This window comes from Roseibium sp. HPY-6 (genome assembly GCF_040530035.1).
Lineage (GTDB): Bacteria > Pseudomonadota > Alphaproteobacteria > Rhizobiales > Stappiaceae > Roseibium.
Map to the genome: position 1 here is coordinate 2,982,899 of NZ_JBEWCD010000002.1, position 22,191 is coordinate 3,005,089.

The 22,191-nt window shown below is 56.0% G+C and carries 23 protein-coding genes and 1 tRNA gene; 15 read left to right on the top strand and 9 right to left on the bottom strand.

Annotated elements, in window-relative coordinates; genetic code table 11:
* Positions 1–23 precede the first annotated feature (23 nt).
* The 5 genes from cobO to ABVF61_RS24805 all read left to right on the top strand — a co-directional run bounded on the left by cobO (position 24) and on the right by ABVF61_RS24805 (position 3,683).
* A complete protein-coding gene (gene cobO / locus ABVF61_RS24785) occupies positions 24–635 on the top strand; it encodes a cob(I)yrinic acid a,c-diamide adenosyltransferase (RefSeq protein ID WP_353996489.1) in 612 nt (203 codons plus the stop codon).
* A gap of 4 nt (positions 636–639) precedes the next feature.
* Positions 640–1,134: a GNAT family N-acetyltransferase gene (locus ABVF61_RS24790; protein ID WP_353996200.1), complete on the top strand. Its 495-nt coding sequence runs from the start codon at positions 640–642 to the stop codon at positions 1,132–1,134.
* Positions 1,131–1,439 (top strand): YrhK family protein, encoded by a 309-nt coding sequence (locus ABVF61_RS24795; RefSeq protein WP_353996201.1) that lies wholly within the window; start codon positions 1,131–1,133, stop codon positions 1,437–1,439. Before ABVF61_RS24790 ends, ABVF61_RS24795 begins: the two co-directional genes overlap by 4 nt.
* A 35-nt stretch (positions 1,440–1,474) precedes the next feature.
* The gene (locus ABVF61_RS24800) at positions 1,475–2,914 is read left to right on the top strand and encodes a cobyric acid synthase (RefSeq protein WP_353996202.1); all 1,440 of its coding nucleotides are present in this window, start codon (positions 1,475–1,477) and stop codon (positions 2,912–2,914) included.
* A 238-nt stretch (positions 2,915–3,152) separates the two neighbouring features.
* Positions 3,153–3,683: a hypothetical protein gene (locus ABVF61_RS24805; RefSeq protein WP_353996203.1), complete on the top strand. Its 531-nt coding sequence runs from the start codon at positions 3,153–3,155 to the stop codon at positions 3,681–3,683.
* A gap of 60 nt (positions 3,684–3,743) precedes the next feature.
* Here ABVF61_RS24805 and cbiB read toward each other — a convergent pair whose 3' ends face one another.
* Together cbiB and cobD are read right to left on the bottom strand one after the other, a co-directional pair.
* Positions 3,744–4,718, bottom strand: a complete 975-nt coding sequence (gene cbiB, locus ABVF61_RS24810; protein ID WP_353996204.1) for an adenosylcobinamide-phosphate synthase CbiB — start codon at positions 4,716–4,718, stop codon at positions 3,744–3,746.
* 36 nt (positions 4,719–4,754) lie between these two features.
* Positions 4,755–5,789, bottom strand: a complete 1,035-nt coding sequence (cobD, locus tag ABVF61_RS24815; protein WP_353996205.1) for a threonine-phosphate decarboxylase CobD — start codon at positions 5,787–5,789, stop codon at positions 4,755–4,757.
* 197 nt (positions 5,790–5,986) lie between these two features.
* On the opposite strand from cobD, the gene ABVF61_RS24820 reads away from it, so the two are divergent.
* On the top strand, positions 5,987–6,238 hold the full coding sequence (locus ABVF61_RS24820; protein ID WP_353996206.1) for a hypothetical protein: 252 nt from the start codon (positions 5,987–5,989) through the stop codon (positions 6,236–6,238).
* Between the two features lie 6 nt (positions 6,239–6,244).
* Here the strand turns inward: ABVF61_RS24820 and ABVF61_RS24825 are convergent, their stop codons facing one another.
* The 3 genes from ABVF61_RS24825 to ABVF61_RS24835 all read right to left on the bottom strand — a co-directional run bounded on the left by ABVF61_RS24825 (position 6,245) and on the right by ABVF61_RS24835 (position 8,087).
* Complete coding sequence (locus ABVF61_RS24825) at positions 6,245–7,375, bottom strand: carboxylate-amine ligase (protein WP_353996207.1); 1,131 nt, start codon at positions 7,373–7,375, stop codon at positions 6,245–6,247.
* Positions 7,376–7,462: 87 nt separating this feature from the next.
* Complete coding sequence (locus ABVF61_RS24830; RefSeq protein WP_353996208.1) at positions 7,463–7,894, bottom strand: hypothetical protein; 432 nt, start codon at positions 7,892–7,894, stop codon at positions 7,463–7,465.
* Between the two features lie 119 nt (positions 7,895–8,013).
* Positions 8,014–8,087 (bottom strand) — tRNA-Cys (locus ABVF61_RS24835).
* A 252-nt stretch (positions 8,088–8,339) separates the two neighbouring features.
* Between ABVF61_RS24835 and ABVF61_RS24840 the strand changes: the two genes are divergently transcribed.
* From ABVF61_RS24840 to ABVF61_RS24850, 3 genes are all read left to right on the top strand, one after another.
* A complete protein-coding gene (locus ABVF61_RS24840; protein ID WP_353996209.1) occupies positions 8,340–9,002 on the top strand; it encodes a protein-L-isoaspartate O-methyltransferase family protein in 663 nt (220 codons plus the stop codon).
* Positions 9,003–9,205: 203 nt separating this feature from the next.
* Entirely contained in the window at positions 9,206–10,606 is a 1,401-nt protein-coding gene (locus tag ABVF61_RS24845) for a TolC family outer membrane protein (RefSeq protein ID WP_353996210.1), read from the top strand.
* A gap of 269 nt (positions 10,607–10,875) precedes the next feature.
* Positions 10,876–11,589: a PopZ family protein gene (locus ABVF61_RS24850; RefSeq protein ID WP_353996211.1), complete on the top strand. Its 714-nt coding sequence runs from the start codon at positions 10,876–10,878 to the stop codon at positions 11,587–11,589.
* Positions 11,590–11,611: 22 nt separating this feature from the next.
* Here ABVF61_RS24850 and ABVF61_RS24855 read toward each other — a convergent pair whose 3' ends face one another.
* Complete coding sequence (locus tag ABVF61_RS24855; RefSeq protein WP_353996212.1) at positions 11,612–12,037, bottom strand: DUF1284 domain-containing protein; 426 nt, start codon at positions 12,035–12,037, stop codon at positions 11,612–11,614.
* A gap of 173 nt (positions 12,038–12,210) precedes the next feature.
* On the opposite strand from ABVF61_RS24855, the gene ABVF61_RS24860 reads away from it, so the two are divergent.
* On the top strand, positions 12,211–15,141 hold the full coding sequence (locus ABVF61_RS24860; protein WP_353996213.1) for a valine--tRNA ligase: 2,931 nt from the start codon (positions 12,211–12,213) through the stop codon (positions 15,139–15,141).
* A 114-nt stretch (positions 15,142–15,255) separates the two neighbouring features.
* Complete coding sequence (locus ABVF61_RS24865) at positions 15,256–15,795, top strand: DUF2155 domain-containing protein (protein ID WP_502949992.1); 540 nt, start codon at positions 15,256–15,258, stop codon at positions 15,793–15,795.
* Between the two features lie 10 nt (positions 15,796–15,805).
* Here ABVF61_RS24865 and ABVF61_RS24870 read toward each other — a convergent pair whose 3' ends face one another.
* Genes ABVF61_RS24870 through ABVF61_RS24880 form a run of 3 tightly spaced genes read right to left on the bottom strand, consistent with a single transcriptional unit; the run spans position 15,806 to position 16,991 of the window.
* A complete protein-coding gene (locus tag ABVF61_RS24870; RefSeq protein ID WP_353996214.1) occupies positions 15,806–15,976 on the bottom strand; it encodes a GNAT family N-acetyltransferase in 171 nt (56 codons plus the stop codon).
* Complete coding sequence (locus ABVF61_RS24875) at positions 15,973–16,278, bottom strand: hypothetical protein (protein ID WP_353996215.1); 306 nt, start codon at positions 16,276–16,278, stop codon at positions 15,973–15,975. The genes ABVF61_RS24870 and ABVF61_RS24875 overlap by 4 nt, the downstream gene beginning before the upstream one ends.
* A gap of 44 nt (positions 16,279–16,322) precedes the next feature.
* Positions 16,323–16,991, bottom strand: a complete 669-nt coding sequence (locus ABVF61_RS24880) for an alpha/beta hydrolase (protein WP_353996216.1) — start codon at positions 16,989–16,991, stop codon at positions 16,323–16,325.
* 297 nt (positions 16,992–17,288) lie between these two features.
* Here ABVF61_RS24880 and ABVF61_RS24885 point away from each other — a divergent pair, with 297 nt between their 5' ends.
* The 4 genes from ABVF61_RS24885 to sufD all read left to right on the top strand — a co-directional run bounded on the left by ABVF61_RS24885 (position 17,289) and on the right by sufD (position 22,190).
* Entirely contained in the window at positions 17,289–18,458 is a 1,170-nt protein-coding gene (locus ABVF61_RS24885) for a cysteine desulfurase family protein (RefSeq protein ID WP_353996217.1), read from the top strand.
* Positions 18,459–18,564: 106 nt separating this feature from the next.
* A complete protein-coding gene (sufB, locus tag ABVF61_RS24890) occupies positions 18,565–20,037 on the top strand; it encodes a Fe-S cluster assembly protein SufB (RefSeq protein ID WP_353996218.1) in 1,473 nt (490 codons plus the stop codon).
* Positions 20,038–20,100: 63 nt separating this feature from the next.
* On the top strand, positions 20,101–20,856 hold the full coding sequence (sufC, locus tag ABVF61_RS24895; protein WP_353996219.1) for a Fe-S cluster assembly ATPase SufC: 756 nt from the start codon (positions 20,101–20,103) through the stop codon (positions 20,854–20,856).
* A 14-nt stretch (positions 20,857–20,870) separates the two neighbouring features.
* Complete coding sequence (sufD, locus tag ABVF61_RS24900) at positions 20,871–22,190, top strand: Fe-S cluster assembly protein SufD (protein WP_353996220.1); 1,320 nt, start codon at positions 20,871–20,873, stop codon at positions 22,188–22,190.
* Position 22,191: the final 1 nt, after the last annotated feature.

Here is a 22,191-nt window from a genome sequence, read left to right on the forward strand (position 1 = left end):
CCGCTGACTCTGAAAAACCTGACATGAGCGAAGAAGAGCTGAATGCGCGTCATGCCGAGAAAATGCGCAAGAAAAAAGCTGCGCGTGACAAGATCATGGCCACGAAAACAATTGAGAAGGGCCTGCTGATCGTTCACACGGGAAAGGGCAAAGGCAAGTCGACCGCAGGGTTCGGCATGGTGTTCCGCTCTCTCGGGCACGGACACAAGGTTGGAGTCGTTCAGTTCGTGAAAGGGCGCATCGAGACCGGCGAGCGTATGGCGCTTGAAAGGTTTTCCGATCTTGTGACCATCAAGCGCATGGGTGAAGGCTTCACCTGGGAAACGCAGGACCGGCAGCGCGATATCGATGCAGCGGAACAGGCGTGGGATGCGGCGAAGGAGATGATCACATCAGGCGACTATCGCCTGGTGTTGTGCGATGAACTCAATATCGTCCTGAGATACGACTACATCGATATCGAAAAGGTGGTCGCGTTCCTGAAAGACGAAAAGCCTGACGACGTGCATGTGGTCATTACCGGGCGTAACGCCAAGGAAGAGCTGATTGATATTGCCGACCTTGTCACGGATATGACCCAGGTGAAGCATCCGTTCCGTTCCGGCGTTAAGCCCCAGGAAGGAATTGAATTCTAAGGGGATGAATTTGGCCGGTACCGGCTTTGAAATTCGTCCAGCCGAAAGGCCGGACGCGGCAGAAATAGCGGCGGTCCTGCGCCGTTCGATCACTGAGCTTTGTGGTGCCGATCATAACAACGACCCCAAGCGTCTCGCGTCATGGCTGAGAAACAAGACGGAAGAAACGGCACTCGGCTGGATTGACGGTCCCGGAAGTGTGCTGGTGGCTGATAGCCCGGAAAACCACCCTAGGCTTCTTGGTGTTGGAATGGGTCTGCCGGAAGGCGAGATTGTTTTGAATTACGTTGATCCGGGAGCGCGGTATCAAGGGGTGAGTAAAGCGCTCATGCGCGCGCTTGAATGCTATTTCATCAAGATCGGTGTCACACGGGTTCGACTGCGCAGCACATTTACAGCGGAACGTTTTTATCGGTCTATGGGCTATGTCCAGAGCGACATTCCAATTGATCCCGCAGACCGCGCATCGGCGATATTTGAGAAAGATCTTCACCCATGAGTAGACTATTCGATCACGCGCTCCGTTCCGCGTCTGCCAATCATGCGGAGTTGGTTCGCAAGTATGAACTCTACAGAACCGTTGTGGAATTTCTGGCAGCGGTAACATTCGTCGCCGGCAGCGTCTTCTTCTTTTATCCTGCTCTGGTTTTTGCCGGCACGTGGCTTTTTCTCGTCGGTTCTATCCTCTTTGCCGTCAGGCCCACGATCCGTTTGCTGCTCGAACTCCGCCTGGCCAATTTGCCTGTCCCGGCCGAGTTTCGCCCTTATGGTGCACCACCGGTTGAAAGAGACCTGAGCGTATGAGTCGGTCGGGTGCGGTGTCACGGACACCTGCGATAATGGTTCAGGGTACGGGCTCAAACGTTGGCAAGAGCCTGATTGTTGCCGGGTTGTGCCGGCTGTTTTCGAACCGTGGCCTTTCCGTTCGCCCTTTCAAGCCCCAGAACATGTCCAACAATGCCGCGGTGACCGATGACGGCGGCGAAATCGGGCGCGCGCAGGCGCTTCAGGCGATGGGCTGCCGAGTGCCCTTGTCAGTTCACATGAACCCGGTCCTCTTGAAACCGGAAACCGAGACCGGTGCACAGGTCATAGTTCAGGGAAAGCGCTTTGGGACGATGAAGGCGCGCGAATATGGTCGGCAAAAGGAAACGCTTTTGCCCAAGGTTCTGGAGAGTTTTGAAATAACCGCTTCAAAGGCGGATCTGGTCATCGTCGAGGGGGCAGGTAGTCCTGCAGAAATTAATCTGCGCGCCGGTGACATTGCCAATATGGGGTTTGCGGAAGCCGCGGGTCTGCCGGTGATCTTGTGCGCCGATATCGATCGAGGAGGCGTAATCGCTTCCGTCGTTGGAACTCACGCCGTGCTGGAGGCTAACGAGCAGCAGCGCATCAAGGGCTTCTTCGTCAACCGCTTCCGGGGGGATCCAAGCCTCTTTGACAACGGTATGCGCGAGATCGTCGCCCGGACAGGATGGCAGGGCCTTGGCGTGGTGCCCTGGTTTGCCGATGCCGGAAAACTTCCGGCGGAAGATGCTCTGGGCCTTGAGGACGGCTTTGGAAAAGGCGGTCTGAAAATAGTCGTGCCGGTGATTTCCAGGATTGCGAATTTCGATGATCTCGATCCGCTGCGGCTGGAACCCGGTGTGACCCTGGAACTGGTTCAGCCGGGTGAAGCATTGCCCGGCGATGCGGATATCGTCCTGCTGCCAGGTTCCAAGTCGACAGTCGGAGATCTCGCGTTTTTCCGCAATCAGGGGTGGGATCTTGATCTTCGGGCACACCACCGCCGCGGCGGGCACATACTTGGCGTTTGCGGTGGATATCAGATGCTTGGAAAAACCATTTCGGACCCAGAAGGCATTGAAGGCGGGCCGGGGACAGTCGACGGTCTTGGCTACCTCAATGTCGACACGGTCCTGACACCTGAAAAGTCAACGGTTTTCGCCGAAGGAGTGCATGAAGCGAGCGGCGCGCCGTTTTCCGGATACGAAATTCATATCGGCCGAACAACCGGTCCCGACTGCGACCGACCGATGATGCAATTGAAGGACGGGCACTCCGATGGCGCGATCTCCGAAGACGGTCTGGTTTCGGGAACTTATGTGCATGGCCTGTTCACAAGCGACACTTTCCGGTCCGCTTTTCTGAAATCCTTCGGTGTTGTTTCGGCTCTTTCCTATGACCGGGACATTGACCGAATTCTGGATGACCTCGCGGAACACCTTGAAAAAGTGCTGGATATTGGTGCGATCTTCGCGGTCGCCAAAGCGCGATAACTGCCAGAATACCGGATCGGGGTCTAACTCGTGCTTGAATGCCTCATGCGTTTTGTCAGGTCTCGAAGTGTCTGCGGCGGCGGCTTTAGCGCAGGAACGTCTTGCAAAACTGCATATTGCACGTGGTCTTGCTGAACACGATACAAGGAACGAAGGAGGTTTATTCTGGATTTTGTCTAAACCGCTTTTCGCGCGGAACTTCTGTCGATTAACGCGCAATTGAGTATTGGAGATTGTCGTGATTGTTAAATTGGCACTCGTTCTCGTGCGTTTGTTCGCGATCTATTATTTCATGAGCATAGTTTATTTTGTTCCCAGTATGGTTCTAAACATAGTTTCAGACGATCATCTGGATTTACACTCGCTGACTGTTTTGTGGCAGTTTCTCATTTGCTTTTTGTTGTTCACATATCCTCGTGTCGTTTTGATCGGTCTTCGTATTCCGACAGACAATACGGGTTTAGACGATACGTTCAATGTAGGCATTTTTCAGTCTGCGGGCATTGCCCTGATAGGTTTGGGGGCAGCAATGTACGGATTGGAGGGGCTAATAAATTATCAGTTCCAGCTTTGGATGAGCTCAACATTCAGTTCCGGTGGCAGGATCGTCACGCCCGAGCAAATAGCCACGTTCTGGTCGTCAGTATTCGAGGTCGCAGCCGGGGTCTTTCTGATTGCAATTTCTGGCCGAATATCCGGCCTGTTCACCTGGCTTCGTGAGCTGAAGCCAAATGTCCATTCCGGACGTGAAGAAAAGGCGGACAACTAGGGCCAAACCAAAGCTACGGCGTTGCTGGAAGGAAGCAATGTGGCTGGCTTCAAAGGCGCGCTAGCTGATCGCTATGGCAAACGCTCCGATCATGAGTGCCTGAATTGCACAGGCGCCGATCATCACTATTCCGGCCCGGTCAATATCGTTCGCCGTCGCTTCCTTGCGTCCTGCTGCATTGAGGTAAGGATCGTCGACAATGTATCCCGGATAAGTTCTCGGGCCGGCAAGTGCAATGTCGAGTGCGCCGGCCATTGCCGCTTCCGGCCATCCGGCATTGGGTGATCTGTGTTTTCCCGCGTCCTTGATTATCGAGGCAAAGCTCCGTCGGATCGAACCATGCGCGAGCGGAGCCGCGAGCGCTATCAAAAGACCTGACAATCTCGAGGCGGGCAGGTTGATCAGATCATCGAAACGCGCCGAGGCCCAGCCGAAATCCCGGTATTTGTCGTTCTTGTGACCGATCATGCTGTCTGCCGTGTTCACGGCCTTATAGGCGAGCAGGCCCGGCAACCCCAGGACCGCAAACCAGAATACGGGGGCGACGACGCCGTCCGAGAAATTCTCCGCGCACGATTCGATTGCGGCGCGTGAAACACCTGGCGTGTCGAGTTGATCCGGGTCCCGCCCGACAATCATGGCCACGGCCTTGCGGCCACCTTTGAGACCGTCTGTCTCAAGTCCGTCACGAACGGCGGCGACATGCCGGTAAAGGCTATTCTGCGCAATGAAAACAGCAGCAATGACCACGACAAGAATGTCGCCGAAAGAAAATCGTGCCGAAATTGCCTGTAAGCCTACACCGACAAGCAGACCGCCTGAAACCAGCACCAGCAGGACAACAATTCCTGCCTGTTTTCGCAGGGAACCGGTCGCCGTGGTTTGGTTCATATGCTTATCGAACTGCGATATCGTCTTGCCGATCCAGACGACCGGGTGCGGCAGGCGTCGCCAGAGCCAGTCGGGATCACCGAGAATGGCGTCTAACAAGAGAGCGGCCAGAAGCAGCCAGAGCGCATGTTCGTAAATCAGCATGAAAGCTTGCTAGAACAAAACCGGTCAAAGGGGAACCTAGCGCTCCCTTCGTCTCCGCTTGCCGGATTGTTGGAGCTCGCCCCTGGCTTCACTGAGGGCATCAACAAGCCGCTGAAGATTTTCCTTGCCGCCTGGAAGACCGAACCGGATCCAGGTCGGTGCATAGTCAAAAATCCGGGTCCAGATATGCCGCCGTGCTAGCGCCTCATGAAGACCCTTTGCATCGCGCAAGCCGGCAAGGGCATAAAGCGGTGTGCCGCCGAAGACGCTTAGCTGCTGTTCGGAAAGGGCAATGGTCAGATCAGCCATTTCATCCACGAGGCGGCGCACCGTTACGTCCTGCCAGTCTGTGTCGCGCAAGGCACGTGCACCGATTTCCAGGGCAGGGCCGTTTACGCACCAGTCCTCCAGGAGTGCAGACAATTTATCAACGATCGCATGCGGACCGGCAAGAAATCCGAGCCGCAAGCCGGCGAGACCAAAAAACTTGCCGAAGGACCTGAGCACAACGACGTTTTCGCTCCCCAGGTGTGGCAGGATGCTTGCGCCCGGCACCACATCGGCGAACGCTTCATCAAGCACCAGAAAACCGCCACGTTCACCCAGGATCCGAGCGATCTCCAGAAGACTCTTGACGTCGATAAGCTGTCCGTCAGGATTGTTGGGATTGACGATAACGACGATCTTTGCGTCGGCAGGCAGCGCATAAACGCTTGAGAGCTCGATGAGGTCTCTCTTCTCACGCAACCAGACCGCTTTGTGGCTCTGATACGTCGGAGCTGCAATCGCGCATGCGCCGTCCGGAAGGAGCAGGGGCAGGAGCGAGAGCAAAACTTGTGTACCCGGCGCTGCTACAAGCCCGAGATGGTCCGGAACGGCATAGGCTCGTCTTGCTGCCGAAAGGAGCTGTTCTTCCGCGACGCGGCCGGGCAGGGCGGTCCATGCGCTGAGTGGCAGTTCCGGCTGAAAAGGATAGGGATGCGGATTGATACCGGTCGACAAGTCGAGCCAGTCAACTGCAGCGCCACCGAAACGCTCGATTGCCAGGGACAAATCACCACCGTGTTCCACGACATTACCCTTTACCGTTTCGGCCGGGCGTCAGTTGCGCACCGGCACAAGCTCCTAGTCCTTGTTTTGGCAAGCTTTATCCGATTACGGCATGGCGGTCAGCGCGTTAAACGACATCTGCATTGTCAGAAACGCAAATTGACAGAAATATTTTGGATTCTATAAGAACAAAATAGGAACATTTTGTGAGGTGATCAATGGCCGCTGAGCGCCGGACGAGAGGTCCGAAGGAATTCGACAGGGATGACGTTTTGGCATCGCTCGCAAAGGCGAGAAAATCGCTGATAGAAGCGTTGCGTGCCATGCGGCCCAAATCCGGCATGGCACGGTCTGCTGGAGCGGTCATCGACGAGATTGACGAATTCGCCTTTGTCCTGACCGGTGACCGGGCTCACTTCCACGCAAACGCACATGGCTCGCCGGCGACTGAGCGACCAAAATCGGATTGAAAGGAGTTAGAGCCCGGACTGCGTTTCGACCAGGAGATGATCGACGATCCTGTTGAGCGTTTCCGCTTGTATCAAACCATCATCGGGAATGTCGCCGGCAAGAGCAATTTGCTTGTCGGCGGATGTTCCTTCTAGGGCGATTGTCCGGATATGCTCCACTTCCGCTTCGCACCCGAAAAAGGCTGCATCGGGGCTGACAAGTTCGATCAACTCTTCTGCCAGATCCACGAAAGGCGCCGTTTCGTTCCGCCCGAAGTCAATCAGGCTGGCAGCGGTTCCATACCGCTGTGCCTGCCATCTGTTTTCAGCCAGCAGAAATCGGGAATAGGGACGCCAGCTCTGGTTGGCGCGGCGCAGGCGATAGAGCATACGGCACAGGCATCTATAGAGCGCTGCGATCGCCACGGCATCATCCAGACGCGGGCAGACATCTGTGATACGGAGTTCGAGCGTGGGGAAACGGTCCGAAGGCCTCAGGTCCCACCAGATCTTGGTCGCATCTTCCAGAACGCCGGCATGGCTCAAGATATCGACGATCTGCCGATATTCGTGATGGCTCTCAAATCGCGGCGGCAGACCGGTTCTCGGCATTTCGTTGAAAACGGCGAGACGATAGGACTTCAGGCCCGTGTTTCGGCCGCGCCAGAATGGGGAAGAGGTGCTGAGCGCCAGCAGATGCGGCAGGAAATAGGCAAGTTGATTGAAGAGATCGAGGCGCAGTTCATCGTCTTCGATGCCGACATGCACATGCATGCCGCAAATGAGCATTCTTCGAGCCACCACCTGCATCGTGCGCGCGATCTGATTGTAGCGTTCCTTGTCGGTGTGGGGCTGGTCCGTCCATTCTGCGAACGGGTGGGTCGACGCGGCAATGGGTGCGAAATTGTGCACTGACGCTTCTTTGGCAACCGTCTTGCGAAAATACGCCAGTTCTGCGCGCACTTCCGAAAGCGTCATGCAAACGGGCGTTCCAACCTCGATCTGACATTGAAGAAATTCGGGGCTGACACGCCCCTCAAGGGCGCGTTCACACGCAGAAAAGAGTTCCTTGGGCGGTGAGCTGGCGAGTTTTCGGCTGGTTTTGTCGACCAGCAGATATTCTTCTTCTACGCCAACGCTGAAACTGGGTTCTCTCATCAAGCCAGCATCCGAACAATTGAATGCCGGTGTCAAGACCGGATAACGGTCTGAAAGCGACGACTTTAGACCCGGAGTTACTGGATATTACCAGATATTTCCGGCGCCAGGCGTGTAACTCGCGCTGATGACGGCGTTTGCCTGAAGAACGTCGCACTCCAGAACACCGGAATACTTGGCTAGCGGCAAGTTGGCCTCGAACATAGTGGCAGCGACCTTGACCTTCGTTCCGGCGGATATCTCAACCGTGTCCATTCCCTGGATCAGAACACTTTTGGACGAGTTGATTATGACGTCCTGATTTTGGATTGTGATGACAGTCTCCAACTCGGTGATGCGCGTTTCCAGATCGTTGATGCGCTGGCGAAGTGTTTCGACAAGAGCGTCGACATTGCTGCTTTGCGAGACTGTTTCCGGAGACTTGCTGGGGCGGGGTGGTTCGACCCGTTTCATTGTGGAAGTCGTCACCGCGCGTGCCATTTTTGCAGGCGCGGGAGTGTGTCCGTCCGTCGGTTTCATGATGTTCCCCCAGTCTGAGATGCCTGGAGCAACGCTATCATGCCGTAACGGAATGCGGTAGCTGCCGGTCTTTGGTTGCAGAACCGGCTACTGTCGTCAGCAATTTTTTTCAAGAAAGTTGGAGGCCCCGACCGGAATCGAACCGGTGTACACGGATTTGCAATCCGCTGCGTCACCACTCCGCCACAGGGCCACCGTGTGGTGTGCCGCGCCTTATCAAACAGTTGTGCGCATTGGTCAAGTCCAGAATTCGGACGCGATCACATTTCCACTGGCAGGCCTGAGCGCAATGGGGTCGCATACCGAGCTTTGCGCGATTTTCTGATTTCCGCGCCATCGACTTTCGGGGTAACGCGCGCGAGGGATACTTGTCAGGCCGCGTCAGCCTCGCTAATGAACGTCTTAAGAGGCGCCGGGCCACCGGCGAGTCAGAGTGAGGGCCGAAATGACGGACTATAGCCAGTCCCGCCGCAAGATGGTGGACAACCAGCTGCGCACCAATGATGTCACCGATCACCGGATCCTTGATGCGATGGAATCGGTGCCGAGAGAACGCTTTGTGCCGGCGTCGAAAAAGGCTGTAGCGTATATCGACGAAGACCTTCCGGTGGGACCGGCCGATTGCGGACGGTTTCTCATGAAGCCTCATATTTTCGGCAAACTCGTTCAACTGGCCGAAATCCGGAAAGACGATGTGGTTCTGGTTGTCGGTGCAGGAACCGGCTACAGCGCAGCCGTAATTGCAGATCTGGCAGCATCTGTGGTTGCGCTCGAGGAAAATGAAGACCTCGTCAAGACGGCCACGGAGGTACTGGTCGACCTCGGCATCGAGAACGCAGTGGTCGTGGACGGCCCGCTTGTCAAAGGATATGCGTCGGAAGGCCCATATGACGTGATCTTCGTCGACGGGTCCGTCGAAGTTTTGCCGGAAACACTGACAGAACAGCTCAAAGAGGCCGGTCGTCTGGTCGTTGTCGAGGGCCAGGGTGGGGCCGGTGCATCACGTCTTTTCCGCAAATCGGGCAACGCAGTGAGCAGTCGATTCGGGTTCAACGCATCGGTTAGCCTGCTGCCGGGTTTTGCCAAGACAGCAGAATTTGTGTTTTAGCTTACCTTTTCAGGTTGCAGAGGAAAGTTTTAGCTCACCTGCGGTTTTTAACAACAGCACGAGCGGGTTACCGCGGATTTTGATTTGTTGCTATAAAGACGCACTCCGGGAAAAACCGCATTTCTCACGCGTAAACGCTTGAAGAATAAAACTCTTCAGTTTACTCAACATGCTCAAGTGTCGTGATCCTGAAGGAGCAATGGGTGTCTCGTCGATCAGCATTTAGGGCAGCAACCGTCGGACTTGCGCTGATGGGTGGGGTCGCTGCCGTTTCGTTGACTGGACTTACGGTATCTCCTGCGAGAGCCGAAACGATCTGGCAGTCGCTCGCACTGGCCTATACCAACAATCCTTCGTTGAATGCCGCGCGCGCGGCAATGCGCGCTACGGATGAAGGCGTGCCTCAGGCATTGTCCGGTTGGCGGCCAACTGTATCGGCGGCAGCGAGCCTTTCGCGCACGTGGAACGACGCCGCGACCGGTAACCTTTCGGACGTGCAAAACAATGCATCCATTTCACTGAGCATCAGCCAGACCGTTTTTGCCGGGTTTCGGACCGTAAACTCGGTGCGTCAGGCGGAGGCTATCGTCAGAGCGCAGCGGGAAAGCCTGATCGCCACAGAGCAAGACACGCTGCTGTCAGCTGCGTCGGCCTATGTCAGCGTCATTCAGGATACCGCGCTTGTGTCTTTGCAGCGCAGCGATCTTGCCTTCCTGCAGGAACAGGTTCGGGCCGCCCGGGACAGGTTTGACGTTGGTGAAGGGACACGCACCGACGTAAGTCAGGCGGAAGCCCGCGCAGCTGAAGCGCAGGCGAGCCTCAACTCGGCCATGGCGAACCTGAATTCGAGCCGCGCAGTTTTCCGGCAGGTCATTGGCATTGAGGCCAGGAACCTCTCCGCAGACGCGGGCATCAATCGCTTCGTGCCGAAATCGCTTGATGACGCCCTGCAGACCAGCGAAACAAACCAGCCGCTGATCAAACAGGCGCAGCACCAGGTGGATGCGGCCGTCTTTAACGTCAAGGCTATCGAGGGCCAGCTCCTGCCGACAGTATCAGTCAGTGGGAGTGTATCCAGAAGTCTCGATACGGATACCTTTTTTGCGGACAATCAAGATTCTGCAACGGTCAGCGGTAGCGTGAACATTCCGATCTATCAGGCCGGCAGTGTGTCTTCCAGCGTACGGCAGGCAAAAGAGTCTCTGGGACAAACGCGGCTCCAGCTGGACGTGACTCGTGACCAGATCCGAGCGAACGTTATTTCCGCTTGGGGAAATTATCAGGCGGCTGAAGCATCGATTGTCGCTGCCCGTGCCGCCGTTGAGGCGCAACAGCTCGCGCTCGAGGGCGTTATCGAAGAACAGCGCGTTGGCCAGCGGACCACACTGGATGTTCTTGATGCGCAGCGAGAGCTGGTGACGCAGCAATCGAATCTTGTGACGGCACAAAGCAACCGGATCATCAGCGGGTACCAGCTTGTGTCTTCTGTCGGTAACCTGAGTGCGAGCAAACTTGGGCTGCATGTCCAGATTTATGATCCGACACAGCACTACAAGGCGGTTCGCGGCAAATGGTTCGGTCTCAGAACACCGGACGGTCGCTGAGCGCACGGTCCAACAAGATCGTTTTTTCAAAGGGCTGAACCCAAAGGGTTGCAGCCCTTTTGATTCGCCGTGGGCGGGTTTCATGCCCTCAAAGGCTTTGGTTTTCACGAAGAAAATGAATGTGCCGGACAGACTTATGAGGGGATAAGGCGACCGTTTTTTACGCGGTTGCTTTGCGGCTCTGGTATCGAGACGCATAATTTCCGATAACGAATCAATTGGAACTTACCGGATAATCCGCAGCTTGGCTGAATTGCACGGGGGAAGTCATGGCAGAGGCGAAAAAGGCTGAAGAGCCGTCGATGGAGGAGATCCTCGCATCGATCCGCCGCATTATTTCCGATGAGGACACCCAGGGCAACGAAGCGGAAGCGGCTGAAGAAACAGAAACTCCAGTAGAAGAAGCGGTAGATGATATGGGCGATGCTGGAGAAATGTCGCAGGACGAACTCGACAAGCTTTTCGATATGGAGCCAAGCGGAGGAGGAGACTCGTCTGAAGAGGAAGCGGACGATATGGCAGCGGCGATGGAAGCCGATGCCGCTGAAGACGAAGGCGAAGACGACGTTCTGGAATTGACCGAAGAACTTGCTGTCGAAGAAGACGACAGTATGGAAATGGTCGAAGGTCTTGCGGACGAGTTCGACAACCCTGCCGGCGACATTTCATTCGCGGAAGAGCCCAAAGCCGTTCCCGAACCGGATCCGATCCCGCCCTCGACAATGGAAACAGCCCCGGTTCCGGACGATCTTCCCATGGTCGCCGAGAACGCGCCGCTGACCTCGGAGAACACGGGAGAAGCCGTGCACGCGGCGTTCGATAATCTTTCAAACATGTTTGTCGGCTCACAGGCCCAGACCGTCGAAGAACTTGTTCAGGAAATGTTGCGTCCGATGCTGAAAGCATGGCTCGATCAAAACCTCCCCGGCATGGTGGAGCAAATGGTGCAAAAGGAAATCCAGCGCGTTACACGCCGCCGTTGATCCGGCTCATGCTCCAGTCACGCTAGCGGGCTGACAGAAGACAACCCGCGAAACCCTTTGCTGCGATTGATGTGCAGAGCTCCGCCCATTCGCAACCAGCGCAGGCGCCCCGGATTTCTCCTGACGCAAATGCTTTTCGCAATCCGGCGATATTATCCGCAGAGAGAAGGATTGGCTCGCCTGGCATCAGGTCGCGCTTCAAGAAATTGTTGATTTGTGCCAAGGCGAGCGCATCCCTCTCGAGCACACTCTTATTGTGACAGTGGCAATCGTCCTCGTTGAGCATTGCCTGACATATGTCGTCCGGCCCGGACACGATCGTGATAGCTTCTCCGGAATTCAGCCGCTTGATGATCACATTGTAGTTTTGCACGAAGCTTGGCGTGTATCCCTTGCCGAGATACGTCAACATGCAAAGCAGATGATGGGGCCGGATTGAAACAGTCATAGCGGGCTTATGGCACTAATTTTCGCCTAGCCCAAGCACTCGGGTTCCGATCTTCTGAGAATGGCGCCTATCTTGGCCCTGTCACGCCTTTAGCCTGTTGACTTGTGCCGACGCTTCCGATTTACACGGTGGCTCACGAAAATCGAACTACATCCTCCCATTGAGTGAACCTGATGCTGGATAAGACCTACGATGCGGCAAGCGTTGAGCCGCGGATTTACGAGACCTGGGAAAAGTCGGAAGCCTTCAAGGCCGGTGCTGGCGCCAAAGAGGGTGCGTCTGCCTTTTCCATCGTAATTCCGCCACCGAACGTGACCGGTTCGCTTCACATGGGTCATGCACTCAACAATACCCTGCAGGACATCCTGATCCGCTGGAAGCGGATGCAGGGGTATGACGTTCTCTGGCAACCTGGCACCGATCACGCCGGTATTGCCACGCAAATGGTCGTTGAGCGGGAACTCATGGAAACCCAGCAGCCCGGTCGCCGGGAAATGGGCCGCGAAGCGTTCGTCGAGCGCGTCTGGGAGCAAAAGCGCAAGTCGGAAGGCACGATCCTTGGCCAGTTGAAGCGCCTTGGCGCGTCCTGCGACTGGAGCCGGACCGAGTTCACAATGTCGCCCAATCTGTCAGCGGCGGTTTTGAAGGTCTTTGTCGACCTTTACAACGAAGGCCTGATCTACAAATCCAAGAGACTGGTCAATTGGGACCCGAAATTCGAAACGGCGATTTCCGATCTCGAAGTCGAGAACGTCGAGGTCGACGGACACATGTGGCATTTCAAGTATCCCCTGGCCGGGGGAGCCACCTATGAATATGTCGAAAAGGACGAGGAGGGTAACATCACTCTCCGAGAAACTCGCGACTATATTTCGATTGCCACCACGCGTCCGGAAACCATGTTGGGCGACGGTGCTGTTGCGGTTCACCCAGATGATGAGCGTTACAAGCCAATTGTCGGAAAACTCTGCGAAATACCGGTCGGCCCTAAAGAGCATCGTCGCCTGATTCCGATCATTACGGATAGTTATCCGGATCCGAACTTCGGCTCCGGAGCGGTCAAGATCACCGGTGCACACGACTTCAACGACTATGGCGTCGCACAGCGCAACAAGATCCCGATGTACCGGCTCATGGACACCAAAGGCGCGATGCGTTCCGACGGCGCGCCATATGTCGAGGAGGCGGCAAAAGCACAGGCGATAATTGACGGAGCGGAATTGACCGTCAAAGAGGTCGACCTGATCAACATTGTTCCGGATGACTTGCGTGGCCTTGACCGCTATGAGGCGCGCAAGCGTGTCATCGAGCAGATCACGGCGGAAGGGCTCGCGGTTATGGTTCCGCCTGACCATCCCGATGTTGCCTGGATGAAGGGCAACGCACCGGACTGGCATCCGCTGGGGAGAGCGATTGTTCGCGCTCTTGGCGAAGACGAAACCGGACCATCTGCGTTGCCGATGGTCGAATCGAAAAAGATCATGCAACCGTTCGGCGATCGCTCAAAGGTCGTCATCGAGCCGATGTTGACCGACCAGTGGTTCGTCGATGCCAAGACCCTTGCGGCCCCGGCACTTGAAGCGGTCAGGAACGGTACGACAAAGCTTATCCCGGGCAATGCCGACAAGATCTACTACAACTGGCTTGATGATATTCAGCCCTGGTGCATTTCACGCCAGCTCTGGTGGGGACATCAGATTCCGGTTTGGTACGATGAGGACGGTAAAGAGTTTTGTGCCCAGACCGAGGAAGAAGCCATTGAAATGGCGGGCGGCAAGTCATTAACGCGTGATGAGGATGTCCTCGACACCTGGTTCTCTTCCGCGCTCTGGCCGTTTTCAACCCTGGGCTGGCCGAACAAGACGCCAGAGTTGGAACGCTACTACAAGACCGATGTGCTGATCACGGGCCTCGACATCATCTTTTTCTGGGTCGCCCGAATGATGATGCAGGGTCTGCACTTCATGAACGAAGTGCCGTTCCACACCGTCTACTTCAACTCCATCGTCGTCGACGGCAAGGGCAAGAAGATGTCCAAGTCGACCGGTAACGTCATTGATCCGCTCGACCTGATCGACCGCTTTGGTGCCGACGCAACCCGTTTCGCTCTGGCCAGTCAGGAAGTTCAGGCGCGCAGGATGCTCCGCATGTCTGACCAGGCGGCTGAAGGCGGTCAGCGCTTCGCGACAAAGCTCTGGAACGCGTCCCGGTTCGCCGAAATGAATGGCTGTGCTCGTGTCGAAGAATTTGATCCATCGACCACGAAGCACACGCTCAACCGTTGGATAGCGACGGAAACTGGCCGCTGCATCACCGAGGTCACTGCGGCACTAGAAGACTATCGGTTCAATGATGCGGCTGGTGCCGTATACAAATTCACCTGGAACACCTTCTGCGACTGGTTTCTGGAGCTCGCCAAACCGATCTTCAACGGCGACGACGAGGCTGCCAAGGCTGAGACACGCGCAACGACGGCGTGGGCAATTGACGAGATCCTGAAGGTCCTGCACCCGTTCATGCCGTTCCTCACGGAAGAGCTTTGGGAGCGTCTCGGCGATGAGGGCAGCAAGGCGGAGGGCTTGCTCATGCTTTCTGCCTGGCCACAAGCGTCCGTGTCCGACGAAGACGCAGCCGCCGAAATCAACTGGCTTGTGAACCTGATCTCCGAGATCCGGTCCGTTCGTGCAGAAATGAACGTTCCGGCGGGAGCAAAGGTGTCGGTTGTGATGGTTGGTGCAAACGAGCAAACTCGTTCGCGGCTCTTGACGCACGAGTCCGCTGTCCTTCGTCTTGCCCGCGCGGAGACCGTGACGCACGCCGACGCTGCACCATCCGGGTCTGCGCAGATCATTGTGGGCGAGGTGACCGTTTGCTTGCCGCTTGCCGGCGTGATTGATTTGAGTGCGGAAAAAGCGCGGCTTCAAAAAGAGATCGGTAAGCTGGAAGCGGAGATATCCAAAACGGAGAAAAAGCTTTCCAATCCGAAGTTTGTAGACAAGGCTCCTGAAGAAGTTGTCGAAGGAGAGCGCGAAAAAGTGGCTGAATCCAAGGTAAAACTTGAAAAAGTTCAGGTTGCCATGAACCGGCTGGCGGAAATTGGCTGACGCAGATACGGCTTCGGACGGGATCTTGTCTTGTCCGGGCCGTAATTCGGTGCTAGCGCGACGTCAAAGAAAGAAACTATCCTAGCACCAGCGACTCAATACCTGATGGCAAAAGTGTTCGAAGCAAAAAAAACAGCGATACGACTATGTGCATCTGTCGCGCTTGCGGCGTTTGCTGCGGTCATCCCCGGCGGTGCTGTTCTGGCCGAAAAAATCGAGAACCCCGTTGCCGTCTTTTCAGGTCTCGACAAGATCACCGGCCGTATTATTTCGTTTGATGTTTATATTGGCGAAACGGTGCAGTTCGGGGCTCTGCAAGTGACGCCGAGGGTTTGCCACACAAGACCGCAAACCGAGTCGCCATTGACCACCGGTTTTGTTCAGGTGGATGAAATCACCCTGAATAACGAAGTGCGCCGCATATTCTCCGGCTGGATGTATGCCGCGAGCCCCGGTCTTCATGCCGTCGAGCATCCGGTCTACGACATTTGGCTGACCAACTGTAAGCTTGCCTCGACTGTGCCGCCGCCGGAGGACTATGACGGGCCGCCGATCAAAGGCGTTGTCGCTGAAGGTGAGGATCCGCTTGCAGGACCTGATGATGGTGTCGAATCCGGTCCCGGTATTCCAAGGAAGAAACCGTTCCAGGGATGATCATGCGTGATCACGTTCCCTTGCGCGGGGCGTATCCGAGCTTCCTAAGGTCAAATCCGGTCTTGCTGCGCTTGAAACCCAGCCTTTCATAAAATGCATGTGCCTTGGTGTTTTGCTCGCCGGATAACAGCATGATCTTGAAGCACCCTGCAGCCCAACAGAGGTCGATTGCCGCAGTCATGATCTTTTCTCCGACGCCCCGTCCACGTGGGAAGACAAGGTGACGACATTTTCAATCAATGCGTAGGATGCGCAGCCTCGGGTTAGGTTTGGGACCACAGAAACAGTCACCGAACCAACTGGTTTGCGTTCCAGACATGCGATCAGAACGGTCAACCCTGGATGCTCGAGCATCTGTTGGAAAGTCTGGTCACGGAGATCGGGATCAGCCGGCAAGTCATCCGGATTGAGGTCGTGATAAAGCGACAAGAGGCCGGAAAGGTCCTGGTAGGATGCGGGTCGAATGAGCAGCTCATCGGACATAATCAAAAAAGCCCGCCGGACTGGCGGGCTCTCCTTTGGACCGGTCAGTCGATATCGACGTAATCATCCGGTGTGAGACCGAGCCGGCCATCGACATAGGTTCCGCAGCGCTCCAGAAGTTCATCCATGTCATTTTCGAAAAAATGATTGGCGCCCGGAATGGTCTCGTGATCGATCACGATGCCTTTTTGGGTTTTCAATTTGTCGACAAGTGTCTGAACGTCCTTTTGCGGAACGACCTTGTCATTGTCACCGTGCACGATCAGGCCTGAAGACGGGCAGGGGGCAAGGAACGAAAAGTCATGCAGGTTTGCAGGTGGTGCGACAGAGATAAAGCCTTCCACTTCAGGACGGCGCATCAGAAGCTGCATGCCGATCCACGCACCGAACGAAAAGCCGCCGATCCAGCAGGCCCGCGCGTCGGGATGAACAGTCTGAACCCAATCCAGCGCTGCGGCCGCGTCAGAAAGTTCCCCCTGGCCGTGATCAAACGTTCCCTGAGACCGGCCGACACCCCGGAAATTGAAGCGCAGAACCGCAAAACCGCGCCGAGCGAACATGTAATACATCTGGTAGACGATCTGATTGTTCATCGTGCCGCCAAACTGCGGATGAAGGTGCAGAACCAGTGCGATGGGAGCGTTACGTTTTTTGGCGGGATGGAACCGGCCCTCGAGCCGGCCGGCGGGACCGTTGAAGATCACCTCAGGCATGAAGCGCTATGTCCTTGTCATTTTGTCGCGCCGGGGAATCGGTGCGTTGGAAATTCAGTTCTATATACGTGGTTTCCCGTAAGTCTAAACTTGACTCTTAGCCTCCAAGTTTCTAGAACCTTGTTTAGAATTATTCGAAAGTTCGCGCCACCCCCTGATTGCGGCAACGCTCGGTTCGACCAGTTGGGGGGTGTTATCGTCATCACAGCGAAAAATTTCAAGTTTTTCGAACATGTGTTTGGCATTTCAGCGGAATTTCGATGCGTTGAAACCACCTTGAAGGACATTTAAGGTCTCATGCCACGTCGATCTGACCCGATCTATCTCGATCACAATGCCGGAGCGCCTTTGCGTCCGGTTGCGCGCGAGAGCATGATCGAGGTGCTAAGTGATGCAGGAAATGCCTCATCCGTTCATACGGACGGCAGACGTGCACGCGGCAGGATCGAATCTGCAAGGGAAAAGGTCGCGCGCTTATGCAGCGCGCAAAATCGCGCTGTTACGTTCGTCTCCGGTGGCACGGAAGGCAATATGATGGCACTGACGCCCGTATGGCAGGTACAAGGTGCACCGGTTTATCTTGAAAAGCTGTTCAGGAGCGCCGTCGAGCATCCTTCTGTGGTGACAGGCGGCCGGTTCGCGGTTGCCAATCAGTGTGTCGTGCCCGTCGATTCCGATGGTGTCATCCAAATTGATGCTCTGAAGGACAGTGTCTGTGACACAGAGCCAAGCCTGATCTCGGTCATGGCTGCCAACAATGAAACCGGAGTTATTCAGCCGCTCGCCGAAATCGGCGCCATCGCCCAGGAATACGGTCACTTTTTCCATGTCGACGCGGTTCAGGCTGCGGGGCGGATAAAGATCGATATGGACGCCTGGCAGGCGGACGCGCTTACAATTTCGGCACACAAGCTTGGTGGGCCTCAGGGCGCTGGCGCCGTGGTTGTGCGCTCTACGGCGAAGACACCTTCAGCTTTGATGGTCGGTGGTGGCCAGGAGAACTGGCGGCGGGGCGGGACCGAAAATGTTGCCGCAATTGCAGGCTTTGGAATTGCCGCGGATGCCGCCCTTGAAGAGACAGCCGACCTGCGCCATTTGCTCGAGTTGAAAACCCGGTTGGAAGAAGGTCTGCAGGCGCATTGCCCGACAACCATTTTCTTCGGGATCAAAGCAGAGCGTCTGGCAAATACATGCTGCTTTGCGGTGCCGGGAATTTCTGCTGAAACCGCACTGATCGCCTTGGACCTTGAGCGCGTATCGATTTCATCAGGATCCGCATGCTCGTCAGGCAAGGTGTCGGTTTCCCATGTGCTGACCGCGATGGGCGTAGACGAAGAACTCGCGCGCTGCGCGCTTCGCATCAGTATGGGGTGGGATACGACGAAGACTGACATCGAAGAATTTCTCGATGTTTGGCCCGGGATCGTCGATCGCCTCAACCCAAATGCGCGCCATAAGGCGGCATGACCGGAAAATTCGGCGGGACACCGCCTAGGTAACGGCGCAGGAGCGACAGAGCCTGCACCCGGATGTTCACTGAGCGGCCGTTCCGCTCGCCAAATGGAGACAAGAGATGCCAGCTGTGCAGGAAACCATCGATCGGGTGAAAGCAATCGATGTCGACCAGTATAAATACGGCTTCGTCACCGATATTGAGTCGGAAAAAGGCGCTAAGGGTCTTTCGGAAGAGACTGTCCGTTTCCTGTCCGCCAAAAAGGACGAGCCGGAATGGATGACCGAATGGCGGCTTGATGCGCTCCGCCGGTTCAAGCAGATGGATGAGCCGAATTGGGCGCGCGTAGCGTACCCCAAGATTGATTTCGACGACCTTTACTATTGGGCCGCACCGAAATCCGTCGAGGGACCGAAAAGCCTCGATGAAGTCGATCCGGAGCTGCTGGCGACCTACGAGAAACTCGGTATCCCTCTTGCCGAGCAGGAAATTCTTGCAGGAGTGGAACCCAAGAACCGGGTCGCGGTCGATGCCGTTTTCGATTCTGTCTCTGTCGTCACGACCTTCAAGGAAGAGCTGAAAAAGGCGGGCGTCATTTTCTGCTCAATCTCCGAGGCAGTGCGCGAGTATCCGGAACTGGTCCAGAAATACCTTGGCTCCGTGGTTCCGGTGACAGACAACTATTATGCGACGCTGAACTCTGCTGTCTTTTCGGATGGTTCGTTCGTTTATATCCCGGAAGGCGTCCGCTGCCCGATGGAGCTGTCGACCTATTTCCGCATCAACGAACAAAACACCGGTCAGTTCGAACGCACCCTGATCATCGCGGAAAAGGGCTCCTATGTGTCCTATCTGGAGGGCTGTACAGCGCCGCAGCGCGATGAAAACCAGCTGCATGCCGCTGTGGTCGAACTGGTCGCTCTTGATGATGCGGAAATCAAATATTCGACGGTTCAGAACTGGTTCCCGGGCGACAAGGACGGCAAGGGCGGCATCTATAACTTCGTCACCAAGCGCGGGGACTGCCGCGGCAAGAACTCCAAGATCTCCTGGACGCAGGTCGAGACCGGGTCCGCGATCACCTGGAAGTACCCGTCCTGTATCCTTCGTGGTGAAAATTCGCGCGGCGAGTTTTATTCCATCGCTGTCTCCAACGGTTATCAGCAGGTCGACAGCGGTACGAAGATGATCCACCTCGGCAAGAACTCGTCCAGCCGGATCATTTCAAAGGGGATTTCCGCCGGAAAGTCCCAGAACACTTATCGCGGCCTCGTCTCGGCGCACCGCAAGGCGTCGAACGCACGGAATTTCACGCAGTGTGACTCGCTCCTGATCGGTCAGGACTGCGGCGCACATACAGTGCCTTACATCGAGAGCAAGAACGCATCGGCACAGTTTGAGCACGAGGCCACCACCTCGAAGATCTCGGACGACCAGATGTTCTATTGCCTGCAGCGCGGCTTGTCGGAAGAAGAAGCGGTTGCCTTGATCGTCAATGGCTTCGTGAAGGACGTCATTCAGCAGCTGCCAATGGAATTCGCCGTTGAGGCCCAGAAGCTGATCTCCATCAGCCTGGAAGGATCCGTGGGCTGATCTGCGCACAGACTTGAACGAAATTTTTGGCCATGGGCCGAGCACAAAACAAGGAATTATCTCATGCTTGAGATCAAGAACCTTCATGCCCGCATTGCGGAAGACGAAACAGAAATCCTGCGCGGCGTCGATCTGACGGTCAATCCGGGCGAAGTCCATGCCATCATGGGCCCGAACGGATCGGGCAAATCGACCCTTTCCTACGTTCTGGCCGGCAAGGACGACTATGAAATCACCGAGGGCGAAGTACTCTTCAACGGTGAGAACATGTTGGAAATGGATCCCGACGAGCGCGCTGCAGCGGGTATGTTCCTGGCGTTCCAGTACCCGATCGAAATCCCTGGTGTCGCTACCATGGAATTCCTGAAAACAGCCATGAATGCGCAGCGCAAGGCGCGGGGCGAGGATGCTCTTTCCATTCCCGATTTCATGAAGCGCGTGAAAGCCGCCGCAGCGCATCTGAACGTTTCCATGGACATGTTGAAACGCCCGTTGAATGTCGGCTTTTCCGGTGGTGAGAAAAAGCGCGCGGAAATCCTCCAGATGTCACTTCTGGAGCCAAAGCTGTGTGTACTGGACGAAACGGATTCCGGTCTCGACATTGATGCCCTCCGCGTCGTGTCGGATGGCGTCAACAAGCTTCGCGCACCCGACCGTGCCATGGTCGTGATCACGCACTATCAGCGTCTGCTCGATCACATCGTTCCCGACGTCGTTCATGTTCTTTCCAAAGGCAAGATCGTGAAATCGGGTACCAAGGATCTGGCGCTTGAGCTGGAGAAGAACGGTTACGCCGACTACGTTGAAACGGCCGCTTGAGGGAGCAACGCGATATGAACGCCAGCATGCCGATCAGACACACTCAGGCCGAAAGCGATCTCTTCGACCGTTACGACAAGGCAAAATCGTCTTTGGCGGGATCGGTCGCAGTAGCGGCGCTTCGGGAAGCCGCCGTTGATCAGATCCGCGACCAGGGACTGCCGCACCGCCGGGTTGAGGAATATAAGTACACCGACTTGCGCGCTTTCCTGAAGGCGGCCGCACCCTTGTCGGACGCAGCCGACCTTGCAGCTGCAAAGAAGCTGCTGGCTGAGCAAAACAGCTACGGTGACCTGGAGCGGCACAAGGTTGTTGTCGCCAACGGGGTTTACGTCGCAGAACTGTCTGACGGCGATGCGCTGGCGGCCGAAGGCGTAACGATCCAGGATCTGAACGACGTCCTTTCAGGCGAGAACGGGTCGCAGTTCCTTGCAGCACCGAAGTCGGGTCTGAGTGACGGACTGCTGGCACTTAACACGGCCTTTGTTCAGGGCGGCGTTGTTGTTGAAGTTGCTGATGGCGCCGATGTGTCGAAACCTGTCGAACTCGTTCATGTGGCCACATCCGCCGGAGCATTGGTCACGCGTAACCGCGTAAAGGTGGGAACCGGCGCACGCCTGCGGCTTCTGGAAACGTTCGCTGGCGAAACGGGTGGCGGCGAAGTCAATTCTGTTTTCGATTATCATGTCGCCGACAAGGCTTTCCTCGCCACGACCCGTCTGATCGTTGGCAAGGATGACGCGGCGCGGCTTTTCACGTCAGTCGCTACAATTGGCGCGGAAGCCGAATTCAAATCCCTCGGTTTCATGGCCGGTCCGCGTTTTGCCAGGAACCAGCAATTCGTCAACTTCACGGGTGAAAACTCAGAGGCGAAGATCTATGGCGTTACGATGGCCGGTGGCGACGATCTGGCTGACCAGACGCTGATCGTCGATCACGCCGTTCCTCATTGCAACAGCCGTGAGTTCTTCAAGACCATTCTCGATGGCCGGGCAAAGGGTGTCTATCAGGGCCGAATTAATGTCGCCCAGCATGCGCAGAAGACCGACGGCGAGATGATGACCCAGGCTCTTCTCCTGTCGGAAGACGCGGAGATGGCGAACAAGCCGGAACTTGAAATCTTCGCGGACGACGTCATCTGTGCGCACGGTGCGACGAGCGGACAGATTGACGAGGATCTGCTGTTCTATTTACGTGCGCGCGGTATTCCTGAAGCGGAAGCAAAGACACTTCTGGTTCTTGCATTCCTGTCGGAAGCAATCGAGGAATATGGCGAAGACGATGTGACGGAAGGCCTCGAAGAACGCGTTCGCGAGTGGCTGGCTGGTCACTAGG

What these genes read in the sequence shown, in the direction of transcription:
- ABVF61_RS24820 (WP_353996206.1), top strand. Translation starts at nt 5,987, where the DNA reads ATGGCCGCTGAGCGCCGGACGAGAGGTCCGAAGGAATTCGACAGGGAT.
- sufC (WP_353996219.1), top strand. Translation starts at nt 20,101, where the DNA reads ATGCTTGAGATCAAGAACCTTCATGCCCGCATTGCGGAAGACGAAACA.
- ABVF61_RS24850 (WP_353996211.1), top strand. Translation starts at nt 10,876, where the DNA reads ATGGCAGAGGCGAAAAAGGCTGAAGAGCCGTCGATGGAGGAGATCCTC.
- ABVF61_RS24790 (WP_353996200.1), top strand. Translation starts at nt 640, where the DNA reads ATGAATTTGGCCGGTACCGGCTTTGAAATTCGTCCAGCCGAAAGGCCG.
- ABVF61_RS24840 (WP_353996209.1), top strand. Translation starts at nt 8,340, where the DNA reads ATGACGGACTATAGCCAGTCCCGCCGCAAGATGGTGGACAACCAGCTG.
- ABVF61_RS24800 (WP_353996202.1), top strand. Translation starts at nt 1,475, where the DNA reads ATGGTTCAGGGTACGGGCTCAAACGTTGGCAAGAGCCTGATTGTTGCC.
- ABVF61_RS24885 (WP_353996217.1), top strand. Translation starts at nt 17,289, where the DNA reads ATGCCACGTCGATCTGACCCGATCTATCTCGATCACAATGCCGGAGCG.
- sufD (WP_353996220.1), top strand. Translation starts at nt 20,871, where the DNA reads ATGAACGCCAGCATGCCGATCAGACACACTCAGGCCGAAAGCGATCTC.
- cbiB (WP_353996204.1), bottom strand. Translation starts at nt 4,718, where the DNA reads ATGCTGATTTACGAACATGCGCTCTGGCTGCTTCTGGCCGCTCTCTTG.
- ABVF61_RS24860 (WP_353996213.1), top strand. Translation starts at nt 12,211, where the DNA reads ATGCTGGATAAGACCTACGATGCGGCAAGCGTTGAGCCGCGGATTTAC.
- ABVF61_RS24875 (WP_353996215.1), bottom strand. Translation starts at nt 16,278, where the DNA reads ATGTCCGATGAGCTGCTCATTCGACCCGCATCCTACCAGGACCTTTCC.
- ABVF61_RS24880 (WP_353996216.1), bottom strand. Translation starts at nt 16,991, where the DNA reads ATGCCTGAGGTGATCTTCAACGGTCCCGCCGGCCGGCTCGAGGGCCGG.
- sufB (WP_353996218.1), top strand. Translation starts at nt 18,565, where the DNA reads ATGCCAGCTGTGCAGGAAACCATCGATCGGGTGAAAGCAATCGATGTC.
- ABVF61_RS24855 (WP_353996212.1), bottom strand. Translation starts at nt 12,037, where the DNA reads ATGACTGTTTCAATCCGGCCCCATCATCTGCTTTGCATGTTGACGTAT.
- ABVF61_RS24825 (WP_353996207.1), bottom strand. Translation starts at nt 7,375, where the DNA reads ATGAGAGAACCCAGTTTCAGCGTTGGCGTAGAAGAAGAATATCTGCTG.
- ABVF61_RS24795 (WP_353996201.1), top strand. Translation starts at nt 1,131, where the DNA reads ATGAGTAGACTATTCGATCACGCGCTCCGTTCCGCGTCTGCCAATCAT.
- ABVF61_RS24870 (WP_353996214.1), bottom strand. Translation starts at nt 15,976, where the DNA reads ATGACTGCGGCAATCGACCTCTGTTGGGCTGCAGGGTGCTTCAAGATC.
- ABVF61_RS24830 (WP_353996208.1), bottom strand. Translation starts at nt 7,894, where the DNA reads ATGAAACCGACGGACGGACACACTCCCGCGCCTGCAAAAATGGCACGC.
- cobO (WP_353996489.1), top strand. Translation starts at nt 24, where the DNA reads ATGAGCGAAGAAGAGCTGAATGCGCGTCATGCCGAGAAAATGCGCAAG.